General features: G+C 61.6%; 21 protein-coding genes and 1 tRNA gene. 12 read left to right on the top strand and 10 right to left on the bottom strand.

Annotation, left to right across the window (positions count from 1 at the left end; genetic code table 11):
• Positions 1-101: 101 nt before the first annotated feature.
• From ACX3VQ_RS12885 to grxC, 6 genes are all read right to left on the bottom strand, one after another.
• Entirely contained in the window at positions 102-401 is a 300-nt protein-coding gene (locus tag ACX3VQ_RS12885) for an FtsB family cell division protein (RefSeq protein ID WP_462572253.1), read from the bottom strand.
• 71 nt (positions 402-472) lie between these two features.
• Positions 473-1,633 carry an acyl-CoA dehydrogenase family protein gene (locus tag ACX3VQ_RS12880; RefSeq protein WP_462581437.1) on the bottom strand — a complete coding sequence of 387 codons (1,161 nt, stop codon included), beginning with the start codon at positions 1,631-1,633 and terminating at the stop codon, positions 473-475.
• A 205-nt stretch (positions 1,634-1,838) separates the two neighbouring features.
• A tRNA-Arg gene (locus ACX3VQ_RS12875) sits at positions 1,839-1,915 on the bottom strand.
• A 37-nt stretch (positions 1,916-1,952) separates the two neighbouring features.
• Entirely contained in the window at positions 1,953-2,414 is a 462-nt protein-coding gene (locus ACX3VQ_RS12870) for a DUF1178 family protein (RefSeq protein WP_462572255.1), read from the bottom strand.
• 9 nt (positions 2,415-2,423) lie between these two features.
• Positions 2,424-3,242: a carbon-nitrogen hydrolase family protein gene (locus tag ACX3VQ_RS12865; RefSeq protein ID WP_462581436.1), complete on the bottom strand. Its 819-nt coding sequence runs from the start codon at positions 3,240-3,242 to the stop codon at positions 2,424-2,426.
• Positions 3,243-3,250: 8 nt separating this feature from the next.
• Positions 3,251-3,514 carry a glutaredoxin 3 gene (grxC, locus tag ACX3VQ_RS12860; protein WP_462572257.1) on the bottom strand — a complete coding sequence of 88 codons (264 nt, stop codon included), beginning with the start codon at positions 3,512-3,514 and terminating at the stop codon, positions 3,251-3,253.
• A 185-nt stretch (positions 3,515-3,699) separates the two neighbouring features.
• Here grxC and ACX3VQ_RS12855 point away from each other — a divergent pair, with 185 nt between their 5' ends.
• On the top strand, positions 3,700-4,176 hold the full coding sequence (locus ACX3VQ_RS12855) for an Hsp20 family protein (protein ID WP_462581435.1): 477 nt from the start codon (positions 3,700-3,702) through the stop codon (positions 4,174-4,176).
• A 414-nt stretch (positions 4,177-4,590) separates the two neighbouring features.
• Here the strand turns inward: ACX3VQ_RS12855 and ACX3VQ_RS12850 are convergent, their stop codons facing one another.
• The 3 genes from ACX3VQ_RS12850 to tpiA all read right to left on the bottom strand — a co-directional run bounded on the left by ACX3VQ_RS12850 (position 4,591) and on the right by tpiA (position 7,568).
• On the bottom strand, positions 4,591-6,225 hold the full coding sequence (locus ACX3VQ_RS12850) for a CTP synthase (protein ID WP_462572260.1): 1,635 nt from the start codon (positions 6,223-6,225) through the stop codon (positions 4,591-4,593).
• 91 nt (positions 6,226-6,316) lie between these two features.
• The gene (secG, locus tag ACX3VQ_RS12845; protein WP_462581460.1) at positions 6,317-6,691 is read right to left on the bottom strand and encodes a preprotein translocase subunit SecG; all 375 of its coding nucleotides are present in this window, start codon (positions 6,689-6,691) and stop codon (positions 6,317-6,319) included.
• A 115-nt stretch (positions 6,692-6,806) separates the two neighbouring features.
• Positions 6,807-7,568, bottom strand: a complete 762-nt coding sequence (tpiA, locus tag ACX3VQ_RS12840) for a triose-phosphate isomerase (RefSeq protein ID WP_462581434.1) — start codon at positions 7,566-7,568, stop codon at positions 6,807-6,809.
• A gap of 221 nt (positions 7,569-7,789) precedes the next feature.
• Here tpiA and ACX3VQ_RS12835 point away from each other — a divergent pair, with 221 nt between their 5' ends.
• The 9 genes from ACX3VQ_RS12835 to lexA all read left to right on the top strand — a co-directional run bounded on the left by ACX3VQ_RS12835 (position 7,790) and on the right by lexA (position 17,203).
• Entirely contained in the window at positions 7,790-9,724 is a 1,935-nt protein-coding gene (locus ACX3VQ_RS12835; RefSeq protein WP_462581433.1) for a peptidylprolyl isomerase, read from the top strand.
• Positions 9,725-9,761: 37 nt separating this feature from the next.
• Positions 9,762-11,261 carry an anthranilate synthase component I gene (trpE, locus tag ACX3VQ_RS12830; protein WP_462581432.1) on the top strand — a complete coding sequence of 500 codons (1,500 nt, stop codon included), beginning with the start codon at positions 9,762-9,764 and terminating at the stop codon, positions 11,259-11,261.
• On the top strand, positions 11,261-12,079 hold the full coding sequence (locus ACX3VQ_RS12825; RefSeq protein ID WP_462581431.1) for a phosphodiester glycosidase family protein: 819 nt from the start codon (positions 11,261-11,263) through the stop codon (positions 12,077-12,079). Before trpE ends, ACX3VQ_RS12825 begins: the two co-directional genes overlap by 1 nt.
• Complete coding sequence (locus tag ACX3VQ_RS12820) at positions 12,076-12,675, top strand: anthranilate synthase component II (RefSeq protein ID WP_462581430.1); 600 nt, start codon at positions 12,076-12,078, stop codon at positions 12,673-12,675. Before ACX3VQ_RS12825 ends, ACX3VQ_RS12820 begins: the two co-directional genes overlap by 4 nt.
• Positions 12,672-13,664, top strand: coding sequence for an anthranilate phosphoribosyltransferase (gene trpD / locus ACX3VQ_RS12815; protein ID WP_462581429.1), 993 nt, complete (start codon positions 12,672-12,674; stop codon positions 13,662-13,664). The genes ACX3VQ_RS12820 and trpD overlap by 4 nt, the downstream gene beginning before the upstream one ends.
• A 106-nt stretch (positions 13,665-13,770) precedes the next feature.
• Positions 13,771-14,559: an indole-3-glycerol phosphate synthase TrpC gene (trpC, locus tag ACX3VQ_RS12810; RefSeq protein WP_462581428.1), complete on the top strand. Its 789-nt coding sequence runs from the start codon at positions 13,771-13,773 to the stop codon at positions 14,557-14,559.
• A 185-nt stretch (positions 14,560-14,744) separates the two neighbouring features.
• Complete coding sequence (gene moaC, locus ACX3VQ_RS12805) at positions 14,745-15,218, top strand: cyclic pyranopterin monophosphate synthase MoaC (RefSeq protein ID WP_462581427.1); 474 nt, start codon at positions 14,745-14,747, stop codon at positions 15,216-15,218.
• A gap of 11 nt (positions 15,219-15,229) precedes the next feature.
• Complete coding sequence (locus ACX3VQ_RS12800) at positions 15,230-16,429, top strand: molybdopterin molybdotransferase MoeA (RefSeq protein WP_462581426.1); 1,200 nt, start codon at positions 15,230-15,232, stop codon at positions 16,427-16,429.
• Between the two features lie 87 nt (positions 16,430-16,516).
• Positions 16,517-17,203 (top strand): transcriptional repressor LexA, encoded by a 687-nt coding sequence (gene lexA / locus ACX3VQ_RS12795; RefSeq protein ID WP_462581425.1) that lies wholly within the window; start codon positions 16,517-16,519, stop codon positions 17,201-17,203.
• 31 nt (positions 17,204-17,234) lie between these two features.
• Here the strand turns inward: lexA and ACX3VQ_RS12790 are convergent, their stop codons facing one another.
• Complete coding sequence (locus ACX3VQ_RS12790; RefSeq protein ID WP_462581424.1) at positions 17,235-19,442, bottom strand: ComEC/Rec2 family competence protein; 2,208 nt, start codon at positions 19,440-19,442, stop codon at positions 17,235-17,237.
• A 28-nt stretch (positions 19,443-19,470) separates the two neighbouring features.
• On the opposite strand from ACX3VQ_RS12790, the gene gltX reads away from it, so the two are divergent.
• Together gltX and ACX3VQ_RS12780 are read left to right on the top strand one after the other, a co-directional pair.
• Positions 19,471-20,904 carry a glutamate--tRNA ligase gene (gltX, locus tag ACX3VQ_RS12785; RefSeq protein WP_462581423.1) on the top strand — a complete coding sequence of 478 codons (1,434 nt, stop codon included), beginning with the start codon at positions 19,471-19,473 and terminating at the stop codon, positions 20,902-20,904.
• A 28-nt stretch (positions 20,905-20,932) separates the two neighbouring features.
• Positions 20,933-22,219, top strand: a complete 1,287-nt coding sequence (locus ACX3VQ_RS12780) for a citrate synthase (RefSeq protein WP_462581422.1) — start codon at positions 20,933-20,935, stop codon at positions 22,217-22,219.
• Positions 22,220-22,230 lie beyond the last annotated feature (11 nt).

The following is a 22,230-nucleotide window of genomic DNA, read 5'->3' as shown; positions in this document are numbered from 1 at the left end:
CGGGGAGGCGGGACAATAGCTCCGCTATAAGCGCAAGCGACACAGTGACGCAACGTCAAGCGCCGTCCCTGCATACGAAATCTTGCTGTAATTGCGCGAAGCTACTCGTCTTCCAGTGTGATCACCACTTCATCGGGGTGAACCACATTCATGTTCCGGCGCAGCAGTTCGCCAACCAGGTCAGGATCTGCCCCTTCAGGGTTGAGGCGGTCAACCTTGTTCCTGAGCGCATCGCGCTCAAGCCGAAGTTGGGCAATCTGCGCCTGCCGTTCTGCGAGCAGTTCCTCGCTTTCGCTCCAGGCCAGCAAACCGGTTGGCCCGGCGATTGCGAAACCGGCGATAAGAAGCAGTGCGGCCAGCGCCAGCATCTGCCTTATCTGATCCTTTGGTGGCTTGCGCATTTCTATCCCGCCCTGAGCTGTACACACAGAATCATAGTTAACGCGCGCGATCAAGCGCTTTGTGACAAGAATCAGTAAGAACGCGGCAGGCCAAGCACATGCTCGGCCAGATAGGAGAGGATCAGATTGGTTGAAATCGGGGCCACAGTATAGAGCCGCGCCTCGCGGAACTTGCGCTCGACATCATATTCTTCAGCGAATCCGAAGCCGCCAAAGGTCTGCACGCACATGTCCGCCGCGGCCCAGCTCGCCTCGGAGGCGAGCAGCTTGGCCATATTGGCTTCTTCGCCCGGATTGCCTCCCGCATCGTAAACCCTGGCCGCGTGGTGCACCATCAGCTCGGCTGCGCGCATCTGGGCATAGCAGCGCGCGATCGGAAACTGCACGCCCTGGTTCTGCCCGATCGGGCGGCCGAACACTTCGCGCTCGCGCGCATAGCCGCCTGCCTTCTCGATGAACCATTTGGCATCGCCGATACATTCGGCCGCAATCAAAATGCGCTCTGCATTCATGCCAGAAAGGATGTAGCGGAAGCCCTTCCCTTCCTCACCGATCAGCGCGCTGGCCGGGATGCGCATGTCGTCGAAGAATACTTCGGTGGTGGAATGGTTCATCATCGTGCGGATCGGTTTGATCGTCAGCCCGCCTGCCTCGCGCGCGGCGCGCATGTCCACGAGGAAGATCGAGAGGCCATCGGTGCGCTTTTCCACCTGGTCACGCGGGGTCGTGCGCGCGAGCAACAGCATCAGGTCGGAATGTTCGGCCCGGCTGGTCCAGATTTTCTGGCCGTTGACCACATAATGGTCGCCGTGCTTGACCGCGCGCGTCTTCAGCGAAAGCGTGTCGGTGCCGCTGGTCGGCTCGGACACGCCAAACGCCTGCAGCCGCAGCTCGCCGCTGGCAATCCTGGGCAGGTATTCGGCCTTTTGCGCATCGCTGCCGTAACGCAGCAGCGTATTCATGATGTACATTTGGGCATGCGCTGCGCCGCCATTGCAGCCGGAAGCCTGGATTTCCTCCATGATCACCGCCGCCGCATCCAGCTTCAACCCGCTGCCGCCGAACTCTTCCGGAATCAGCGCAGCAAGGAAGCCCGAATGCGTCAGCGCATCGACGAATTCTGCCGGATAGTCGCGCGTGCGATCCTTATCGCGCCAGTATTCACCCGGAAATTCGTCGCACAGGGCCCGTACCGCGCGGCGGATTTCAGCAAGGTCTTCGCTTTCCTGCATGTCAGAGGAGCTTTCCAAATTAAGCGCGTGCGTTGCTTGCCCAAGCACGGCAGCCAAGTCCACCTCATCAAGTTGATAAAGACAGCTGGAGTGCGCTTGCTAGACTGGCCTCGCGCCGCATGCCAGTCACGGAATTTTGTCCGAATGAGGATCGAACAGTCAACAGCAACAAAAAAAGGGCCTGCCCGATTGGCAAGCCCCTTTATGGTGCGCCCGACAGGATTCGAACCTGTGGCCCCCAGATTAGGAATCTGGTGCTCTATCCTGCTGAGCTACGGGCGCCCGCGGCCCCTTTACGCAGGCAAATCAAGCAAGGCAATCAGTTGAGTTTGCCGGGCGGCGCAACCGGGAAAGGCAGCGGGGCAATTTGAATGCCCTCCTCCACCAGACCCTTGGCCTCTTCAATACTGGCCTGCCCGTGGATCGCCTTTTCGTCAGCCTCGCCGTAATGCATCTTGCGCGAGACTTCGGCGAATTTGTCACCAACCCAGGTGCTTTCCTTTAGCGCCTTCGCCTGCGCCTGAGCGAGCTTGGCCAGCGCTTTCTCCACCTCGGGCGTCATCGGCCGGTTGGAAAGCTGCTTGGCATCCAGAACCGCTTCGCTGCGTGTATTGCCCTTGGCCGGAACGGCCGGCGCCATCGGCGCCTTGGCTACTTGCTGGCTGCCGCATTGCGGGCAAGACACAAGCCCGCGCTCACGCTGCTGCGCATAGTCAGCCGACGAACCGAACCAGCCCTCGAATCGGTGGCCAGCGTCACACTGAAGGTCGAAAACGATCATTTCACTCGCCTAATTGGCGATTGCGCGGCGATTGGCAAGGCTTGGCAGCTGCGCACGGACCGCGTCGATACGGTCTAGGTCGATCTCGGCAAAGCCCAGGCCCGGCGCCTCTCCACCCAGATCGAGCAGAACTTCGCCCCATGGATCGATCACCAGGGAATGGCCGTATGTCAGGCGGCCATCCTCATGCTCGCCCACCTGCGCGGCGGCAATCACGAAGGCGCTGGCTTCGATCGCGCGGGCGCGCTGGAGTACATGCCAATGGTCGCGCCCTGTCGGCACAGTGAAAGCGGCCGGAATGGCGATGGCATCGCAGCGCCGCCGCCCCAGTTCCTCAAACAGCGCGGGAAAGCGGATGTCGTAGCAGACCGTCAATCCGAGCCGCCCCAGCGGAGTGCCCTCCACCGTCACCACCAGTCCGCCCGGTGCATAGGCAGAGCTTTCGCGCCAGGTTTCGCCAGTTGCGAGTTCCACGTCGAACATATGGATCTTGTCATAGCGCGCCTGGATCGCGCCATCAGGGCCGATCACGAAGCTGCGATTGACCCACCGCCCATCCTCACGCGCAATCGCCAGCGATCCTAGCGCAACCGAAATCCCGGCATCTGCCGCCGCTTGCTTTGCTCGCTTGAGCACCGGGTTTTCAGATTCAGCCACGATGTGTGCCGCCGCCCGTGCCCGGTCACGATCAAGCAGGCCGCACATTTCAGGGGTGAAAAGCATTTCCGCCCCGTCCGACTTGGACTGCGATACCGCCGATACGATTGCATCCGCATTGGCTTCGGGATCAATTCCCGAATTCATCTGCAAGACGGCGATACGCAGCACAGTGAGGATCAGCCCCCGAGTAGCGCGTCAAGCTTGCCCGCACGCTCCAGCGCAGCGAGTTCGTCAGAACCGCCAACATAGACATCGTCGATAAAGATTTGCGGAACCGTCCTCGCGCCCGGCGCCCGCTCCAGCATTTCCTGGCGCTTGGGGCCGCCCAGCGTGATGTCATACTCGTTGAAGCTGGCGCCCTTGTTTTTGAGCAAGTGCTTGGCCCGCACACAAAAAGGGCACGCGAATTTGGTGTAGATGTCGATTTTGGGCGTTGTCATTGCGATCCCTGTTCTACCTTTGTCTTGCGCCTGCGGAAACTCCGAAAGCGATCTTGAACACGAATTTTCTCTAACTATCTGGGTAACGCCAGGGCTTGCCGCAATGGGAGCCTTGGTTTGGTTGATGAAAGCGCTGCTTTGGCAGGCTTTTGATCGTTCAGATTGCTCTAGTGAGGATTTGTATCATGTCACGATTTGATTTTACTCCCTATCGCCGCAGCACGGTTGGTTTTGACAGGCTATTCGACCTGCTCGAGAATCAGGCCCGGCTGAATTCGGGCGATAATTATCCCCCTTTCAATATCGAGCGCCGCGGTGAAGATGAATACCGCATCACCCTGGCGATAGCCGGGTTCCGTCCGGATGACGTTGACATTACCGCCCAGCAGAACTTGCTGGTGGTCCAGGGCAAGAAGCGCGCCGACGCGCCGTCGGGCGAAATGCTGCATGTCGGCATCGCCAATCGCGGGTTCGAACGCCGCTTTGAACTGGCTGACTATGTCCGCGTGGACGGTGCCGATCTGGCTGACGGATTGCTGACCATCGATCTCGTACGCGAAGTCCCCGACGCGATGAAACCGAAGAAGATTTCGGTGAACGGCCAGCCCAAGCTCAAGGCCGTAACGAGCGAAAAAGGTGATGATGCGGCAGACGCCGCCTAACAGCATGAGCGCAAGGCGCCGTACTGCGCCTTCGCATTGCCGGAAACGAAATGGGGGCGGATTATTCATCCGCCCCCGCGACTCTGAAGTCGCCTCTACCAGCCTGTGACGTCCGGGTCGCAGAAGACGACACCAGCCGGATTGAGCTCGTATAATATCCCCACCGACTGATTTCAGCCGGTTTCAGATTTATAGCTTTGAAACCCCCTGTTGGATCAACGATCCAACACAGTACGTAACTTACGCGCTGTTTGAGCATCCTGTGCCATAAATCACTGACTGACTTGTATAAATGCGACAGCGCGTTGCATTTTCTTTAGGGGCAACCGGGATAGTCTGATATTTCAGTATCTTGCGAGATATCGCTTTTTGTCCGGCCTGAAAATTCAGTGCATTACTGCCTGAATTTACCACTCAGACGAGGCGCGATTGATCAACTGCTGCCGCCACGAATCCGGCGAACAAGGGGTGCGGATCAAACGGCTTGGATTTCAGTTCGGGGTGGAACTGTACCCCGATGAAGAACGGGTGGTCCGGCCGTTCCACGATTTCAGGCAACAGCCCGTCCGGCGACATTCCCGAAAAGATCAGGCCATGCGCTTCCAGCGGCTCGATGTAAGCGGAGTTGACTTCGTAGCGGTGCCGGTGCCGTTCGGAGATCATTTCCACCCCGCCATAGATCCGCGAAACATGGCTGTTGAGTGAAAGCTTTGCATCGTAGGCGCCAAGCCGCATCGTGCCGCCAAGGTCGCCGCCTGCTTCGCGGGTCTGCAATCCCTCCTCGCTCATCCATTCTGTGATGATCCCCACTACAGGCTCTGAGGTCTCGCCAAATTCGCTTGAGGTTGCAGCCTCGAAACCGGCAGAGCGTGCCGCTTCGATGCAGGCCATCTGCATGCCCAGGCAAATGCCGAAAAAAGGAACCTTGCGCTCACGGGCGAAGCGCACACTGGCAATCTTGCCTTCGGCCCCGCGCTCGCCGAAACCGCCTGGCACCAGAATACCGTGGAGCGGCTCGAGCCTTGAGGTGATCTCCGCGTCGTCGCCCTCGAAGATTTCGGCATCGATCCACTTGATATTGACCTTGACCCGGTTGGCGAGCCCGCCGTGGACCAATGCCTCGTTGAGTGACTTGTAGGCGTCGGGAAGGCCGACATATTTTCCCACCACGCCAATCGTCACCTCGCCTTCGGGGTTGAAATAGCGATCGGTAACGTCATCCCAGGCCGACAGATCGGGCTCGGGCGCATCGGTGATGCCAAAAGCGCGCAGCACCTCTGCATCGAGGCCTTCCTGGTGGTATTGCAGCGGCACCGAATAGATCGACGGTGCATCGAGCGCGGGGATCACCGCTTCGGCGCGCACGTTGCAGAATTGCGCGATCTTGCGCCGCTCGCCCTCGGGAATCGGGTGTTCGGCGCGGCACAGCAGCACATCGGGCTTGATGCCAAGACTGGCGAGTTCGCGAACCGAGTGCTGCGTCGGCTTGGTCTTCAGCTCGCCTGCCGCGGCGATATAGGGGACGAGCGTGACATGCACGGACACGGTCTGGAAGGGTTCGAGCTCGTTCCTGAGCTGCCGGATCGCTTCCATGAACGGCAATGATTCAATGTCGCCCACCGTGCCGCCGATCTCGCACAGGATGAAATCATGATCGTCCTGGCCCGCCAGCGCGAATTCCTTGATCGCGTCGGTCACATGCGGGATCACCTGCACCGTGGCGCCGAGGTAATCCCCGCGCCGCTCCTTGGCGATGATATCGCGATAGACCCGGCCCGAAGTGATATTGTCGCTCTGCCGCGCGGAAACCCCGGTAAAGCGCTCGTAATGGCCCAGATCCAGATCGGTTTCCGCCCCATCATCAGTGACATAGACTTCACCGTGCTGGTACGGGCTCATCGTGCCCGGATCGACATTGAGATAGGGATCGAACTTGCGAATGCGAACCTTGTAGCCTCGCGCCTGCAGCAGCGCGCCGAGGCTTGCCGCCATGAGACCTTTGCCGAGCGAGGAGACCACGCCGCCGGTGATGAAAATATACCGCGCCATGGGAGTCGGGCCTTAAGCGGTGAAACGGATTCGTGGCAAGCGATTTGGCGCGCGGGCGCCCCCGCAATCCACAATCGCGGTCAGTTTGTGGCTATTCGGTCGCGCCGACTAGCGGATCGTCGCTGGCCGGTTCACCTTGCACCGGCGCCGGCGCCGGAGCGAGCGGATCAACCGGCGCGGCAAGCGGATCAGTTGCCGGAACCACCGTGCGCTCAAGCGTGCTGCTGATTTCTTCGCCTCCAGCGGTTTCCACCGCCACTGCGGCAAGCGCGATCGACAAGGCTACGAACAGGATCGCCAGCCAGCGCGTCGAGCGGGTCAGAAAATCCGCCGCGCCGCGCGCGCCCATCAGTCCGCCGGGGCTGCCACCAATGCCAAGCCCGCCGCCCTCTGAACGCTGCATCAGGATCACGCCGACCAGCCCAGCTGCGACCAGCGTTTGAACGACAGTGAGGAACAGGAACAGTGACATGGTAATCCTATCTAGCTTGCAGGCCCGCATTTAGGGCAGCGGTGCGCAATCGACAAGGGCTGCTGCGCCAGGCGATCCCGCGCACGCAATGCCCGCAGGGCGCCGCGCATCAATTGTCGAGCATATCTCCGGCAGCGAGCGCGATGCCCATGAAGCTATCAGCCGTCAGGCTTGCTCCGCCAACCAATGCACCGCCCACTTCTTCAGTGGCAAAAATCTCGCGGGCGTTTTCCGGGTTTACCGAACCGCCATAAAGGATGCGCACGCCGCCGCCCTGCTCCTCGCCGTAAAGCTCGATCAGCAAGTTGCGAATTTCCCGATGCATCTCGGCGATGTCCTGCGGGCTTGCGGTGTTGCCGGTGCCGATCGCCCAGATCGGCTCATAAGCCACGGTCAACCGGTCAGCAGCGTTTTCAATTCCCGGCAGCGAATCCTTCAGCTGATGCGTAACAAAGCTGGCCGCCTTGCCTGCACCGCGCGTTTTGGCGTCCTCGCCGCAGCACATGATCACCCGCATCCCCGCATCCAGCACGGCCTGCGCCTTCTCGCGCACCAGAGCATTGTTTTCACCATGCCCCTGTCGGCGCTCGCTATGACCCACGATCACGAATTTGGCACCGGCATCGGCTAGCATGCTGGCGGAAATGTCACCGGTGAAGGCCCCATCGGTGCCCGGGTGGCAATCCTGCGCACCCACACCGATTTGTTCGACTTCGCGGTGCACCGCATGGATCAGTGTGTATGGCGGTGCAATCGCCACCTCGACCTTCATGTGCCGCTGCGCCGCACGGTCGATCGCGCGCGCTTCTGACAGCATGGCACGCGTGCCGTTCATTTTCCAATTGCCAACAATATAGGGCCGTTCGGCCATGGGAGATATCCTGCTATCTACGAATCCAGCCCTTTCAAGATAGGGGCTGCGCGGCGGGCCCCGCTAGCCGACCTTTCTTTTCCAGTCAAAACCGTTTCTTCACTGTTGCGGCAAGAACGCGTCTCGGCTGTTGCGGCAGCGCCGCTGGGCCGATAAGGCGCGAGCCATCAACTTCGTTCTCGCAACTGCGCGAGCCATCTAGCTGCGGATCGCCTAAATCCATGATCACATTTTTTCGTAATTTCTTCAGTTCGAAACTTGGCCTCGGCCTGACGCTGGGTTTTCTGGTCCTGATCGCATTCGCCTTTGCCAGCAGCGATGTGGCGAATCAAAACGTTTTCGGGGGGGTGTCCGGGGGCGACCGGGTTGCCGTGGTGGGCGACGAAAAGATTGGCAATGCCGAGTTCGGACGCGCCGTAAGCAACGCGGTTGACCAGGTGCGGCAGGAAAACCCGGCCATCACATTGGCCATGTTCACCGCACAAGGCGGACTTGACGAAGTGCTTCAACAGATGATCGATCGTTATTCCGTGGGCAATTATGCGGAGAAATACGGCCTCAGGGCAGGCAAGAACCTGGTCAATAGCGAGATCCTGCAAATCGGTGCCTTTCGCGGTCCGGATGGCAATTTCAGCAGTGCCGCCTTCCAGGCAGCCCTGCGGCAGCAGGGATTGAGCGAAGCAATGCTGCGGCAAGATCTTGCCGACAGCATTCTGGCCACGCAGATTCTGGCACCGGGCCTCAGCGGCATACAGATGCCCCGTAAGCTGGCAACGCGGTATAGCGCCTTGCTGCTTGAGCGGCGCGACGGTGCGGTGGGTTTCATTCCGTCAGCGCAATTTGCCCCGAAGGACGATCCAAGCGAAACTGCACTGGCCGCCTACTACAAGGAAAACCGTGCCGATTACATCCGGCCAGAACGCCGCGTGTTGCGTTACGCCACTTTCGGGCTGGACAACCTCGATACGGATCTTGCTCCGACAGAAGCCGAGATTGCAGCGCGTTACCAGCGTGACCGGGCCCAATATGCCGCGCGCGAGCAGCGCACCTTCACGCAATTGATTGTGCCGACCGAGGATGCGGCCAAAGCCTTGCGCGAGCAGGCCAGCGGTGGATCAGCCCTGGCGGCGGCGGCGCGCAATGCGGGGTTCAGTACAACCGTGGTCGGCCCGGTCGAACGCGAGGAATTTGCCAATACCACAAGCGGCGCAGTGGCTGACGCCGCCTTTGCCGCCGCGCAAGGCAGCATCGCTGAACCCGCGCGCAGCCCGCTGGGCTGGCATTTGGTGCGAATCGACAGGATCAACCGGATACCGGAGCGCAATCTCGCCCAGGCTACCCCGCAAATCCGCGAGGCATTGACTGAAGAAAAGCGCGCGCAAGCCCTCGCAGATCTGAGCGCAAGGGTCGAAGAAGAGATTTCAGGCGGCGTAGCCCTGTCGCAAATGGCCGAGGAACTTGGTGTGGCGCTGGAAGCCACCGCGCCGATTACCGCAGATGGCCGAATCTACGGCAATCCTGCGGCCACCTTGCCACCGCAATTGCAGGATGCCATCAGCACCGCCTTCCAGATGGAAGAAGGCGAACCGCAACTGGCCGAATTGGTTCGTGGAACCACTTTCCTGATTTTCGAGGTTTCGGATACCACGCCTTCCGCCGCCGCCCCGCTCAAGGAAATTCGCGAACAGGTGGTGTTCGACTGGAGGCTCCATGAAGGCGCCCGCAAGGCGCGCGAGGCAGCCGACCGGGTGATCAAGCGCGTGCGCGATGGCGCTACATTGGCGGAGGCGCTGCGCGAAGAGCCAGTAACCCTTCCCCCGCCGGACCTTCTCAGCCTCGATCGCCAGGAACTGCTCGCCCAGGGCCAGCAGATCCCGCCTGCGCTGGCGTTGATGTTCAGCATGGCTGAAGGCTCTACCAAGCGGCTCGAAGCACCGAATGATATCGGCTGGTTTGTGGTTGACCTGCAGAATATCGAGACTCCCGAAGTTGCGCCCGACAATCCGTTGATCGCTTCCGCGCAGCGGCAAATGCGCGGCCCGATGGGCGATGAACTGGCATCGCAGCTGACCCGCGCGATTCGAGCCGAAATCGGCGTCGAGACCAATCCGGCGGCGGTCGCTGCAGTGCGGCGTCAGCTCACCGGCGAAAATTAGAGGAAACGCCCGCTTGCCCCCTGCCGCAGGCCCCCGTTTGACGGATAATTCCGCCACCGCAGCCGCCGCGCTTGCCGCGGGCAGGCCTGCGCTGGTGTGGCGCAAGGTCATCGCGGATACCGAAACACCAGTGGGTGCGGCAGCCAAGCTGATCGAGCCGGGACGTGGGGACTTCCTGCTTGAATCGGTCGAAGGCGGCGAGGTGCGCGGGCGCTACAGCCTGCTCGGCCTTGACCCTGACCTGGTGTTTCGTGCGCGCGGGAACACGGCAGAAATCAATGCCGAATGGCAACACGATCGCGCTGCGTTCGAACAATGCGGGACGGGCAGCCTTGATGCCTTGCGCGCACTGGCCGATTCCTGCCGTATCGACGTGCCAGAAGGGCTGCCACCCGCGCTCGCTTGCCTGGTCGGCTATTTCGGGTTCGAAACCGTCGGCTTGGTTGAAGATCTGCCGCGCGCTCCCGCCAGCCCGCTTGACCTGCCCGACATGCTGTTCGTGCGCCCGACTGTGATCCTGGTGTTCGACGGGCTCACCGATGCACTCTTCGCCATCGCGCCGATCTGGGCGGCGAAGAATCCCGATACAGCGATCGAGCGCGCAGGCGAGCGGATTGACGATGTGCTGCGGCGCTTTGCCGGTACCATTGCGCCGCACACACCGGCGCAGGGCCTGCCAGATATGGCGCTTGAACCGGTGATCGCAGGCGAAGATTACAAGGCGATGGTGCTGCGCGCCAAGGATTACATCACGGCGGGCGACATTTTCCAGGTGGTGCTGGCCCAACGCTTTACCACGCCGTTCCCGCTGCCGCCGATCGAACTTTATCGAGCATTGCGGCGGGTGAACCCTTCGCCCTTCCTTTATTTCCTCGACCTGCCGGGTTTTGCCGTAGTCGGATCAAGCCCGGAGATACTGGTGCGCGTGCGAAATGGCGAAGTGACCATCCGCCCCATCGCGGGCACGCGGCCGCGCGGTGCCACGCTGGCAGAAGATGCCGCCAACGAATCCAGCCTGCTTGCCGATCCCAAGGAACGGGCGGAACATCTCATGCTGCTTGATCTGGGGCGTAATGATGTCGGCCGGGTGGCCACCACGGGATCGGTCGCGGTGACCCAAAGCTTTACCATCGAGCGCTACAGCCACGTCATGCATATTGTCAGCAATGTCATCGGCCAGCTCGATTCTTCGCACGATGCGCTTGACGCGCTGTTCGCGGGCTTCCCGGCGGGCACGGTCAGCGGTGCGCCCAAGATCCGCGCCTGCGAAATCATCGCCGAGCTCGAGCCAGAGGCGCGCGGGGCCTATGCTGGCGGCGTCGGCTATTTTTCGCCAGATGGATCGGTCGACAGTTGCATCGTGTTGCGGACCGCCGTGATCAAGGACGGGATGATGCATGTGCAAGCAGGTGCCGGGATCGTGGCTGACAGCGACCCGGAGGCCGAGCTGGCCGAATGCAAGGCCAAGGCCGGCGCGTTGATTGCGGCTGCAAGGGAAGCCGCCCGCGTCGCCAGCGAACCGGGGTTCGGCCAGTGATGCGTGCGCTGCTGCTTACTGCGCCTTTGCTGGCGCTTACCGCTTGCGAAATTGAGGGCGGCGAGCCGGTGACCCGCACCGAAATCGGCTCAAAATCCGAACAGCGCGTGGCACTGCGGCGCGAGGCTTCGGCTTGCGAGGTCGTGGTGTTCGAGGCTGTGCCGCTGACCCATTGCGTTGCCGATCCGGCCAAACACCGGATTGCCATGGTGCTGTCCGATCCTAACGGGGTGAGATACCGTTCGCTACGCACCTATGGCAAGGCGCTGGGCGAGCAAGCGGCGGTGGTGGCCTTCGCCATGAACGGCGGCATGTTCAAGGATGATGGCAGCCCGCTGGGCTATTACGTCGAGGAAGGTGAGCGGCTTGTGGAGCTCAACCGTGAAGAGGGTGATGACAATTTCCACCTCCAGCCCAACGGTGTGTTTTTTGGCAGCGATGGCAAGTGGGAAATCCGCACGTCGAACAACTTCCTCTACAATGTCAGTGACCGCCCGAAATTCGGTACCCAATCGGGCCCGATGCTGGTGATCGACGGCGAGTTGCATCCCGAATTCCAGGATGACGGCCCTTCGCGCAGCATCCGCAACGGGGTGGGTATCGATGCCGAGGGCAAGGCGCATTTCGTCATTTCCGAAGCAGCGATCAGTTTCGGGCAATTCGCGCGCTATTTCCGTGACGAACTCAAGACGCCCGCCGCCCTCGCTCTTGATGGCGGGGTGTCCGCCTTATGGGACCCGGTGACCGAGCGACTTGACGACGGTGCCGCGATCGGGCCCTTGATTGTCGTGACAAAACGCGACACGGCGGCGCCATGACCTGCGCAGCGACCATTTTGGTTATCGACAATTACGACAGCTTCACCTTCAACCTGGTCCACTACTTGATGGAGCTGGGCGCCAAGGTGCGGGTGGAACGCAATGACGCGCTGAGCGCCGCGCAAGCGATCAAGACCAATGCCGCGGGTTTCCTGATTTCGCCCGGTCCCTGCACGCCCAATGAAGCGGGGATCAGCCTCGATCTCGTTTCCGCTTGCGCCGATGCCGGCAAGCCGCTGCTTGGTGTGTGCCTGGGCCATCAGGCGATCGGTCAGCATTTCGGCGGTATGGTCGAGCGCGGCGGGCTGATGCACGGCAAGACCTCCCCGATCAGCCATGATAGCAGCGGTGTGTTCGCGGGGCTCCCCTCGCCCTTCACCGCCACCCGCTATCACAGCCTGGTGGTGCGCAATCAGCCGGATGATCTGGCCGTCAACGCCACTTCCGACGATGGCTTCACCATGGGTTTCCGCCACCGCGAGCTGCCAATCCACGGGGTGCAGTTCCACCCTGAAAGCATCGCCACCGAGCACGGCCACGCGCTGCTGGCCAACTTTCTGCGTATCTGCGGGCTCGAGGTGAAGGAGGCGGCATGAAGACCCTGCCCCTTGCCGTACCGCATATGACCGAAGCCGAGGCCGAAGAGGTGTTCGGCTGGATCCTTGACGGAGAAGCCAGCGATGAGGAAATCGCGCGTTTCCTGCTGGCGATGACAGAGCGCAGCGAAACCGCAGACGAGATCGCGGGTGCAGCCCGCGCGCTCAGGGCCCGCTATATTCCGGTCGCTGGACCCGCAAATGCGATCGATGTGTGCGGAACCGGCGGGGATGGCCACCATACGCTGAACGTGTCAACCGCAGTAGGCCTGGTGGTCGCAGCCTGCGGTGTGCCAGTCGCCCGCCACGGCAACCGGGCGATCTCCTCGCTTTCGGGCGTGGCCGATACGCTCGAAGTTTTGGGGCTCGACATGGCCGCCGCCGGGCGCACCGCGGAAAAGACGCTGGCGGAAATCGGCATCTGCTTCCTGTTTGCCCCCAATCACCACCCGGCGATGGTGCGCATCCAGCCCATCCGCAAGAGACTTGCCCGCCGCACGATCTTCAACCTCATGGGGCCGCTGTCCAACCCGGTTGGCGTGCGGCGCCAACTGATCGGCATTGCCCGCCCCGGCTACGTCTCAATCTATGGCGACGCGGCAGCGCGGCTTGGCAGCGATCGCACCTTCATCGTCTCGGGCGACGAAGGGCTGGACGAGCTGAGCCTTGCCGGGGGTAACGAATTGGCCGACGTAACCGGCAATGATTTCGAAATGCGGCGTGTGGATGCGACAATGGCCGGGCTGGAGCACGCGCCGCTTGAAGCTATTCGCGGCGGAGATCCGGCCCATAACGCAAAGGCACTCGCCGCCTTGCTGGCAGGCGAGCCGGGTGCCTATCGCGAAACCGTCAAGTTCAATACCGCAGCGGCCCTGATGGTTGCGGGCAAGGTCGAAGACTGGGTCGAAGGCGCGGCCATGGCGGCCGAAGCGCTCGACAGCGGCAAGGCGGCGGCGCTGCTGGCGCGCTGGATCGAGATGGCAAAATGATGACGAATTACACTCGCTGTTCGTCATCCCCGCGAAAGCGGGGATCCACAGCGGAACCGTTCCCCTCGCAATCTGGATTCCCGCATACGCGGGAATGACGAGGAAAATGATGAACAAGCTTGAGGAAATCTGCGCCACCAAGCGGATCGAGGTTGCGCAAAGGCGCGCCGAATCCTCGGTCACCGCGCTCGACCATCTCGCCGCCGGGCAAAGCGCACCGCGCGGCTTTGAAGCAGCGCTGCGCATCAAGTCTGTCGGTGGTTTTGCGCTGATCGCAGAGGTCAAGAAAGCCTCGCCTTCCAAGGGCCTGATCCGCGAGGATTTCCAACCTGATCAGCACGCCCGCGCCTATCAGGCCGGCGGCGCCGCATGCCTCTCTGTCCTGACCGATGCGCCCTATTTCCAGGGCCATGAGGATTACCTCAAGGCGGCGCGCGCAGCATGCGACCTGCCGGTTCTGCGCAAGGATTTCTTGGTCGACCCGTGGCAGGTGGCCGAAGCCCGCAGCATCGGCGCGGACGCGATCCTGATCATCGTTGCTGCGCTTGGCGACGCTGAAATGGCAGAGATCGAAGCTGCGGCAATTGAACGCGGCATGGATGTGCTGGTCGAGGTACACGACGAGGCCGAGATGGAGCGCGCCGCCCGGCTCGCCTCACGGCTGATCGGCGTCAACAATCGCGATTTGAAGACTTTCAAGACTGATCTTTCTACGACCGAACGGCTTTCTTCACTCGCACCGCCAGGCACATTGCTCGTCAGTGAAAGCGGGATCAACAGCCATGACGATTGCACGCGTTTGGCGAATTCAGGCGTGCGTTCTTTCCTGGTCGGGGAGAGCCTGATGCGGCAGGATGATGTCGAAGCGGCCACGCGGGCGCTGCTTCAAGGCTAGGGTCCTGACCCTGGACTGTCCTACAATCTGGATCTGCGGCATAAGCAGCGACATGTTCTGTCGATCCCCTCTCGCAAAACCCGGCTTGCAAGCCCTGTCATCAGCGCCCGATTTTCATTCCTCAGGACTGTGTTCCATGTGTTCCATCCTGTAGGGTTTCGATTCGCCAAGGGATTGAAGAGCGTATGAGCAATAGCCTGACCCATCTCGATGAAAGCGGTAATGCGCGCATGGTCGATGTGGGGGCCAAACCGGCGACCGAGCGCATGGCGCGCGCGGGGGGCGTCATTCGCATGAGCGCAAGCGCGCTCGCGGCGATCAAGGCGGGCGATGCGCCGAAAGGCGATGTGCTGGGCACTGCAAGGATAGCGGGGATCATGGCGGCGAAGAGAACCGGCGAATTGATCCCGCTGTGCCACCCGCTCAGCCTGGATGCCGTCAATATCGACTTTGCCTTTGAAGATAACGGCGTGCGGGTAACCGCAGTAGCTACGTTGACCGGCAAGACCGGCGTGGAGATGGAAGCAATGGTGGCCGCTTCCACCGCGCTGCTGACAATCTATGACATGGCCAAGGCGCTCGACAAGGGGATGGTGATCGGCGAGGTTCGCCTGCTTGAGAAGCGCGGCGGCAAGTCAGGCATCTGGACCGCAGATTAATGATGGCCGCAATGCTTACCCCTGAAGAAGCGCAGGCCCGGGTATTGGCGCTGGTGCAACCCATGCCGGTGAGGCGGATTTCGTGTGAGGATGCGGTCGGCCTTTATCTCGCGCATGACTTGCGAGCGCGGCGAACTCAGCCATCGGCCAACCTTTCGGCCATGGATGGCTATGCGATTGGCGGCGACGCAGCCGGGCCATGGCGCCTGGTGGGTGAAAGCCGCGCGGGGGCACCCTTCGCTCGTGCGCTTGAAGCTGGCGAAACCGTGCGCATTTCAACCGGGGCGCATATGCCCGCTGGTGCGGATCGTGTGCTGATCCAGGAAAATGCGAAGGTCGAAGGCGAGACTGTCTCATGTGTGGAGGATTTTCCCGATCCACTGCGTCACGTTCGCCAACGCGGTTCCGACTTCGACGAAGGGGATGTCGTAGTTTGCGCCGGAACCAGAATTGGCCCCGCCCAGCTTGCGTTTGCGCTGAGCGCTGGCCACGCCGAGCTTGAGATACGCCGCGCGCCATCGGTGGCAGTGCTCGACAGCGGCGATGAACTGGTCGCTGACCCGATGGATTGCGCTGAGCACCAGATCCCGGCCAGCAATGGCGCGATGATCGCGGTAATGCTCAAGGCGCTCGGCTGCCGGGTAACGCGGCTTGGCCCGGTGCCGGATGACGCCGATGCGCTGGCAAACGCGCTGGCCGAAGCTGAGGGCGCTGATCTCCTGGTGACCACCGGCGGCGCCTCGGTTGGAGATCACGATCTGATGCGCCCTGCTCTTGCGGCCTGGGGCGCCAAGATCGATTTCTGGAAAGTCGCGATGAAGCCGGGCAAGCCGATCATGGTGGCAACCCGCGAGCGCAGCAATGGCAGGCAGGTGATTTTCGGTCTGCCAGGCAATCCGGTGTCGAGCTTCGTTACATGCTTCCTGTTCGTGCTGCCGCTGATCCGCGCCGCGATGGGAGCCGCTGACCCCATGCCGCGAAGGGCGCTGCTGCCATCGGGATGCGAATTGCCAGCGGTTGGCACACGCCATGAATTCCTGCGCGCCCGCTGGGATGGCAAGCACGTTACGCTTGACGATTCGCAAGACTCGTCCGCGCTGGGCGCACTTGCCAACGCAAATTGCCTGATCGATCGTGCGCCGAACGGTGGCCGGATCGAAGCAGGAACGTCTGTTCCGGTTATCCTGCTTGAAAATGGCGGAATTGCTTGACTTACCGAATCGTGTTGCCTAATTGTTCCTCATTCGTTCACCATGTTTATGGGAACGCAGGACAGGCGGCCAAGGGAGGTTTTCGCCATGCTGACGGCAAAGCAGCACGAACTGATCCGGTTTATCCAGCAACGGCTTGAAGAGACCGGCATCTCGCCAAGTTTCGAGGAAATGAAGGAAGCGCTCGATCTCAAGAGCAAATCGGGCGTGCACCGCCTGATTTCGGCGCTTGAGGAACGCGGCTTCATCCGCCGGCTGGCCAATCGCGCGCGGGCGCTTGAAGTCATCAGGATGCCGGAGAATTCTACCCCCACAGGGCGCAGCGTCATGGCGAATGCTGTCATTGCGCGCACGGCCAGCCCCGCATCGACCGCGCCGGAAGCTGCCAATGACGTGATCGAAGTGCCGCTGCACGGCCGCATCGCGGCGGGCGCACCGATCGAAGCCCTGGAAGGCCGTTCTAGCATGCCGGTTCCCGCGGCGCTGCTCGGCCCGGGCGAGCACTACGCGCTCGAAGTTTCAGGCGATTCGATGATCGAGGCCGGGATTTTCGACGGCGATTATGCGCTGGTGCGGCGCACCGATACCGCGCGCGATGGTGAAATCGTGGTGGCTCTGATCCGCAACGAGGAAGCTACGCTCAAATATCTGCGGCGCGAAAACGGGATGATCCGTCTCGATCCTGCCAATGGCGCCTATGACCCGCAGATCTATGCTCCGCATGAGGTTGTGGTGCAGGGCAAGCTTGCAGGGCTCTTGCGTCGTTATCACTAGGGATGAGATTGCGCGCCGGGCCTTGTCCCCCTCAATCCCCGGCACCGGCGCGCCACCAGCCATGCTGCCCCTGATGCTCGGCCACGGTCTGTATCTCGCGCCGGCCAAGCATTATCGTGAGGCCGCCTGACTGCTCCAGAAAGCGCTTGTCCGCTTTGAGCCAACGCGGGCGGCATGATGCGGGAAGCCAGCGATCTGCCACAACAATGTCGGCGCGCTCGCAGGCGGCAGCAAGCGCGCGCTCTTCCACCCGCAGATTGCTGCGGGAAAGGAGCAGGCTCCAGCTACGCCCGCCGCGATTGATCAACACGGAGCAGAATTCCCGGCTGCATCGCGCGTCCGGCCAGTGTTCGATCGTCACCGGTTCGCCCTGCACTCCCGCCAGTTCGAGCAAGTTGTCGCGCGCATATTCGGATCGGCTGTGGCGCAAGCTCGCCAACCGGCTCTTGTTGCCATCCGCATCGAACATGGTGATCCCGACATGCCGCCCGTCACGCGAAACAAGCACATCGGGAACCGGCGTGATCATCAGCAACAGCGTCGCAATCGCCACCGGCACCAAGCCAGCCAGCCTCCTGCGCCCTCGCCACAGCGCCAGCCACAATCCACCCGCGACATAAAGCGCGAAAGTCGGCCCGCTCATTTGCGGCATCAGCTTGATCGCGCCGGGCTGCGCTGCCGTCCAGTGCGCAATAGCCAGCAACAAATCGAGCGATCTGCCTGCCAGCCACCATACCGGAGCCCCCAGGCCCATCAGGTCGAGCAACAGCGCAATGGCGATCAGCGGCATCGAAACAAGCGTAACCAGTGGGATGGCAACCACATTGGCGAAGGCTCCATAAACTCCAGCTCGATGAAAGTGAAACAGCACGATCGGCATCAGCGTAATCTCGATCACCAGGCCGGTCACAAGCAGCATCAACCCGCGCCGCGAAACCCACGCCAACCAGCCTTCCTCGCGCGGCGCGAGAAAAGCCTTCACCGGCCCGGCATCATGCAACGCCACTATCGCCAGAACAGCGGCAAAGCTCATCTGAAAACTGGGACCGACAAGCGATTCAGGCCACATCAGCAGCACGACAAAAGCAGCCGTAGCCACCATCCGCAGCGACAGTGCATCGCGGCCCAGTGCCAGCGCCAAAAGCACCAGAAGGGCACCGATGCAGCTGCGCACCGTTGGCACCTCGGCCCCGGTGAGCAAGGTATAGCCGATCCCCGCCAGCGCCCCGGCCGCTGCCGCGACAATCGGCAACCGAAAGCGCAGAGCCAGCGCTGGCCACAGCGCCAGCAGCTTCAACGCCAGTAAATATGCGGCAGCGATAACTGCGCTGACATGCAGGCCGCTGATCGACAGCAGGTGGGTGAGCCCCGCGTCGCGCATGGCCTCTTCGTCAGCGTTCGATATGGCCCCGCGATCGCCGCTGGCAAATGCGGCGGCAATGGTACCGGCAGGCCCGCCAAGCTCACCGCGCACATGCCCGGCCAGTGCGCGCTGCACGGCCTTGAGGTGTTGCGAGCGCTGGGCCGAAGCAATCACCTCCACCTCACCAATGGCACTGCCGGTTGCAGAAAGACCCTGGAACCAGGCTGCTCGGGCGAAATCATAACTACCGGGGAGCATTGGCGAAGCTGGCGGCATCAGCCGCGCGCGCAGCTTCACCACTGCCCCCTCCGCCATTTCGTCGCGGGCCTGATCGAGCGGCACATTGATCCGAAATTTGCGAGCTTGGGCGGTTTCGGCATCGCGCACCGCCAAGGTCAGCCGGATGCGACCCTCTGCCGCGCGGTCCTCACGTTCAAGGACATAGCCCTGCAACAGCTCGACCCTGGGGCGCTCGATCGGCTCAGCACCGGCGATCTCCGAACGCATCCAGATCACCGCAATTCCGGCGGCGAACAATAGCCCGAGCGAAATCAGCGCCTGTCGCAAATGCGGCCTGCCTGACACGCCGCGATTGTCCTGCCACAATGCCGCTCCCGACAGGGCTGCGATCAGCCCGGCACCCACTGCCGCACTCCATTGCCATGGCCCCGCAAGCACGAACCAGCACGCAATGCCCATCGCAAATGCGACCGTGAGCCATGGCGCACGGTCGAAGCCAGAGCTGGCCAGGAACCGATCGGCGAGTTCCGCCACGCTGGACAAGCGCGGCGCCATGCGCCAATGGCGCTGCAATGCAGCATCGCCGCTGTCGGCACCGCCCCCGATAGGCACCACAGGCGGGTAAGATATCGCCATCAAGGCAGTGGAAAGGAAACAAAGACTTATGGCAAGCGAAAGCGGGGCACAGGCAGGCGCAGTGGTTACCCGCTTTGCCCCCTCCCCCACTGGTTTCCTGCATATCGGCGGCGCGCGAACTGCGCTGTTCAACTGGCTTTTCGCGCGGCATCATGGCGGCAAGGCGCTGCTCAGGATCGAAGACACTGATCGCAAGCGCTCCACCCAGGAAGCAATTGACGCGATTCTCGATGGGCTGGACTGGCTTGGCCTCGATTATGACGACGACATTGTTTACCAGTCAGAGCGGGGCTCGCGTCATGTCGAAGTTGCTGAGAAGCTGCTCGAACACGGCTTTGCCTACAAATGTTATGCCACCCAGGAAGAACTGGAAGAGATGCGCGCGGCCCAGCGCGCCGCCAGGCAGCCGATCCGCTATGATGGCCGGTGGCGCCACCGCGACCCCTCCGATGCACCCGCCGGAACGCCTTTCGTGATCCGCCTGAAAACGCCAGAGGACGGCGAAACCACCATCGCTGACCAGGTCCAGGGCCAGGTGACAGTCCGCAATGCCGAGCTTGACGATTACATCATCCTGCGCGCTGACGGCACACCCACCTATATGCTCGCCGCCGTGGTCGATGATCGCGATATGGGCGTGACTCACATCATCCGCGGTGACGATCATTTGAACAACGCCTTCCGCCAACTGCCAATCTATCGCGCGATGGAGCAGATTGAAGGCGGCTGGGGCGATCCGATCTATGCGCATATCCCGCTGATCCATGGCTCGGATGGCGCCAAGCTGTCCAAGCGTCATGGCGCGCTGGGCGTGGACGCCTATCGCGACGAAATGGGGATACTGCCGGAAGCCTTGTTCAACTATCTGTTGCGGCTTGGCTGGGGACATGGAGACCGCGAGGAGTTTACCCGCGAGGAAGCGATCGAGCTGTTCGATCTCGACGGTGTCGGCAAAAGCGCCTCGCGCTTCGACCTCAAGAAGCTCGAAAACCTCAACGGGCATTACATCCGCGAGGCCGATGATGCGCGTCTGGCCCGGATTTGCGCGCCGATGATCGCAGGCGAAGTCGATATTGACCTGCTGACCCGGGCCATGCCGGTGCTGAAGGTGCGCGCGCGCAGCATGATGGAACTGGCCGAAGGTGCCGCCTTCCTGTTCCGTAAAAGCCCGCTGGAAATGAGCGAAAAAGCTGCCGCCCTGCTCGATGATGACGCGCGGCAGCGGCTCGCACTTGTTGCCGACCGTTTACGGGCGGAAAATGACTGGACAATCGAAGCACTCGAAGCCACTACGAAAGCACTCGCCGAGGAACTTGAATTGGGCCTTGGCAAGCTCGCGCAGCCCCTGCGCGCAGCCCTTACCGGTACGACAACCTCGCCCGGTATCTTCGATGTTCTGATCCTTTTAGGACGGGCAGAGGCGTTGGCACGGATCGACGCGCAGGCTGTTGCGGCGGGCTGAACACGAGCACGATTAAAGGAGACAGAATTTGGCGGACAAACACGCGAAACTCGAACTTGGGGGCCAGAGCTACGAATTCCCTGTCCTGGAAGGAAGCGTTGGGCCCGATGTCATCGATATCCGCAAGCTCTATGGGCAGACAGGCGCGTTCACTTTCGATCCGGGCTACAAGTCGACCGCGAGCTGCGAAAGCGCACTTACCTATATCGATGGCGAAGAAGGGGTGCTGCTGCACCGCGGCTATCCCATCGGCCAACTGGCCGAACATTCCAGCTTCATGGAAGTCGCCTATCTGCTCCTGAATGGTGAACTGCCAAGCAAGGATGAATTCGAGGATTTCGAATACACCATAACGCGGCACACCATGCTGCACGAGCAGCTTTCGGTGCTCTATCGCGGCTTCCGCCGCGATGCGCACCCGATGGCGGTGATGTGCGGGGTGGTTGGCGCACTGTCGGCCTTTTATCATGACAGCACCGACATTTCGGATCCCGAACATCGCAAGATCAGCAGCCACCGGCTGATCGCCAAGATGCCCACGATCGCGGCAATGGCTTACAAATATGCCGTAGGTCAGCCGTTCATGTATCCGGACAATTCGCTCAGCTATACGGGCAACTTCCTGCGCATGACCTTTGGCGTTCCGGCCGAGGAATATGAGCTGCATCCCGCCGTTGAGCGCGCAATGGACCGGATATTCATCCTGCACGCCGATCACGAGCAGAACGCATCGACATCCACCGTCCGCCTGGCCGGATCGTCTGGTGCCAACCCCTTTGCCTGCATCGCGGCCGGCATCGCATGCCTGTGGGGTCCGGCACATGGCGGCGCCAATGAAGCCGCGCTCAACATGCTGCGCGAAATCGGCACGCCGGACCGTATTCCGCAATATATCGAGCGCGCGAAAGACAAGAACGACCCGTTCCGCCTGATGGGCTTCGGTCACCGGGTGTACAAAAACTACGATCCGCGCGCGACGGTAATGCAGAAAACCGTGCGCGAAGTTTTCGAGGCGCTCAAAGTGACCGATCCGGTGTTCGAAACCGCGCTGCGGCTCGAAGAGATGGCGCTCAATGACGATTACTTCAGGGAAAAGAAGCTGTTCCCCAATGTCGACTTCTACTCGGGCGTAATCCTCTCTGCGATCGGTTTCCCGACCACCATGTTTACCGCACTGTTTGCACTCGCCCGCACCGTTGGCTGGGTTGCGCAGTGGAACGAAATGATTTCCGATCCCGGCCAGGTTATCGGCCGCCCGCGCCAGCTCTACACCGGCCCGACGCAGCGCGACTACGTTCCGCTCACCCAGCGCTGAGGCTGCGCAGG

This window comes from Altererythrobacter chaiwopuensis (assembly GCF_054957735.1).
Note: the sequence above shows the minus strand (reverse complement) of the source record. Positions and strands in the feature narration are given on the sequence as shown.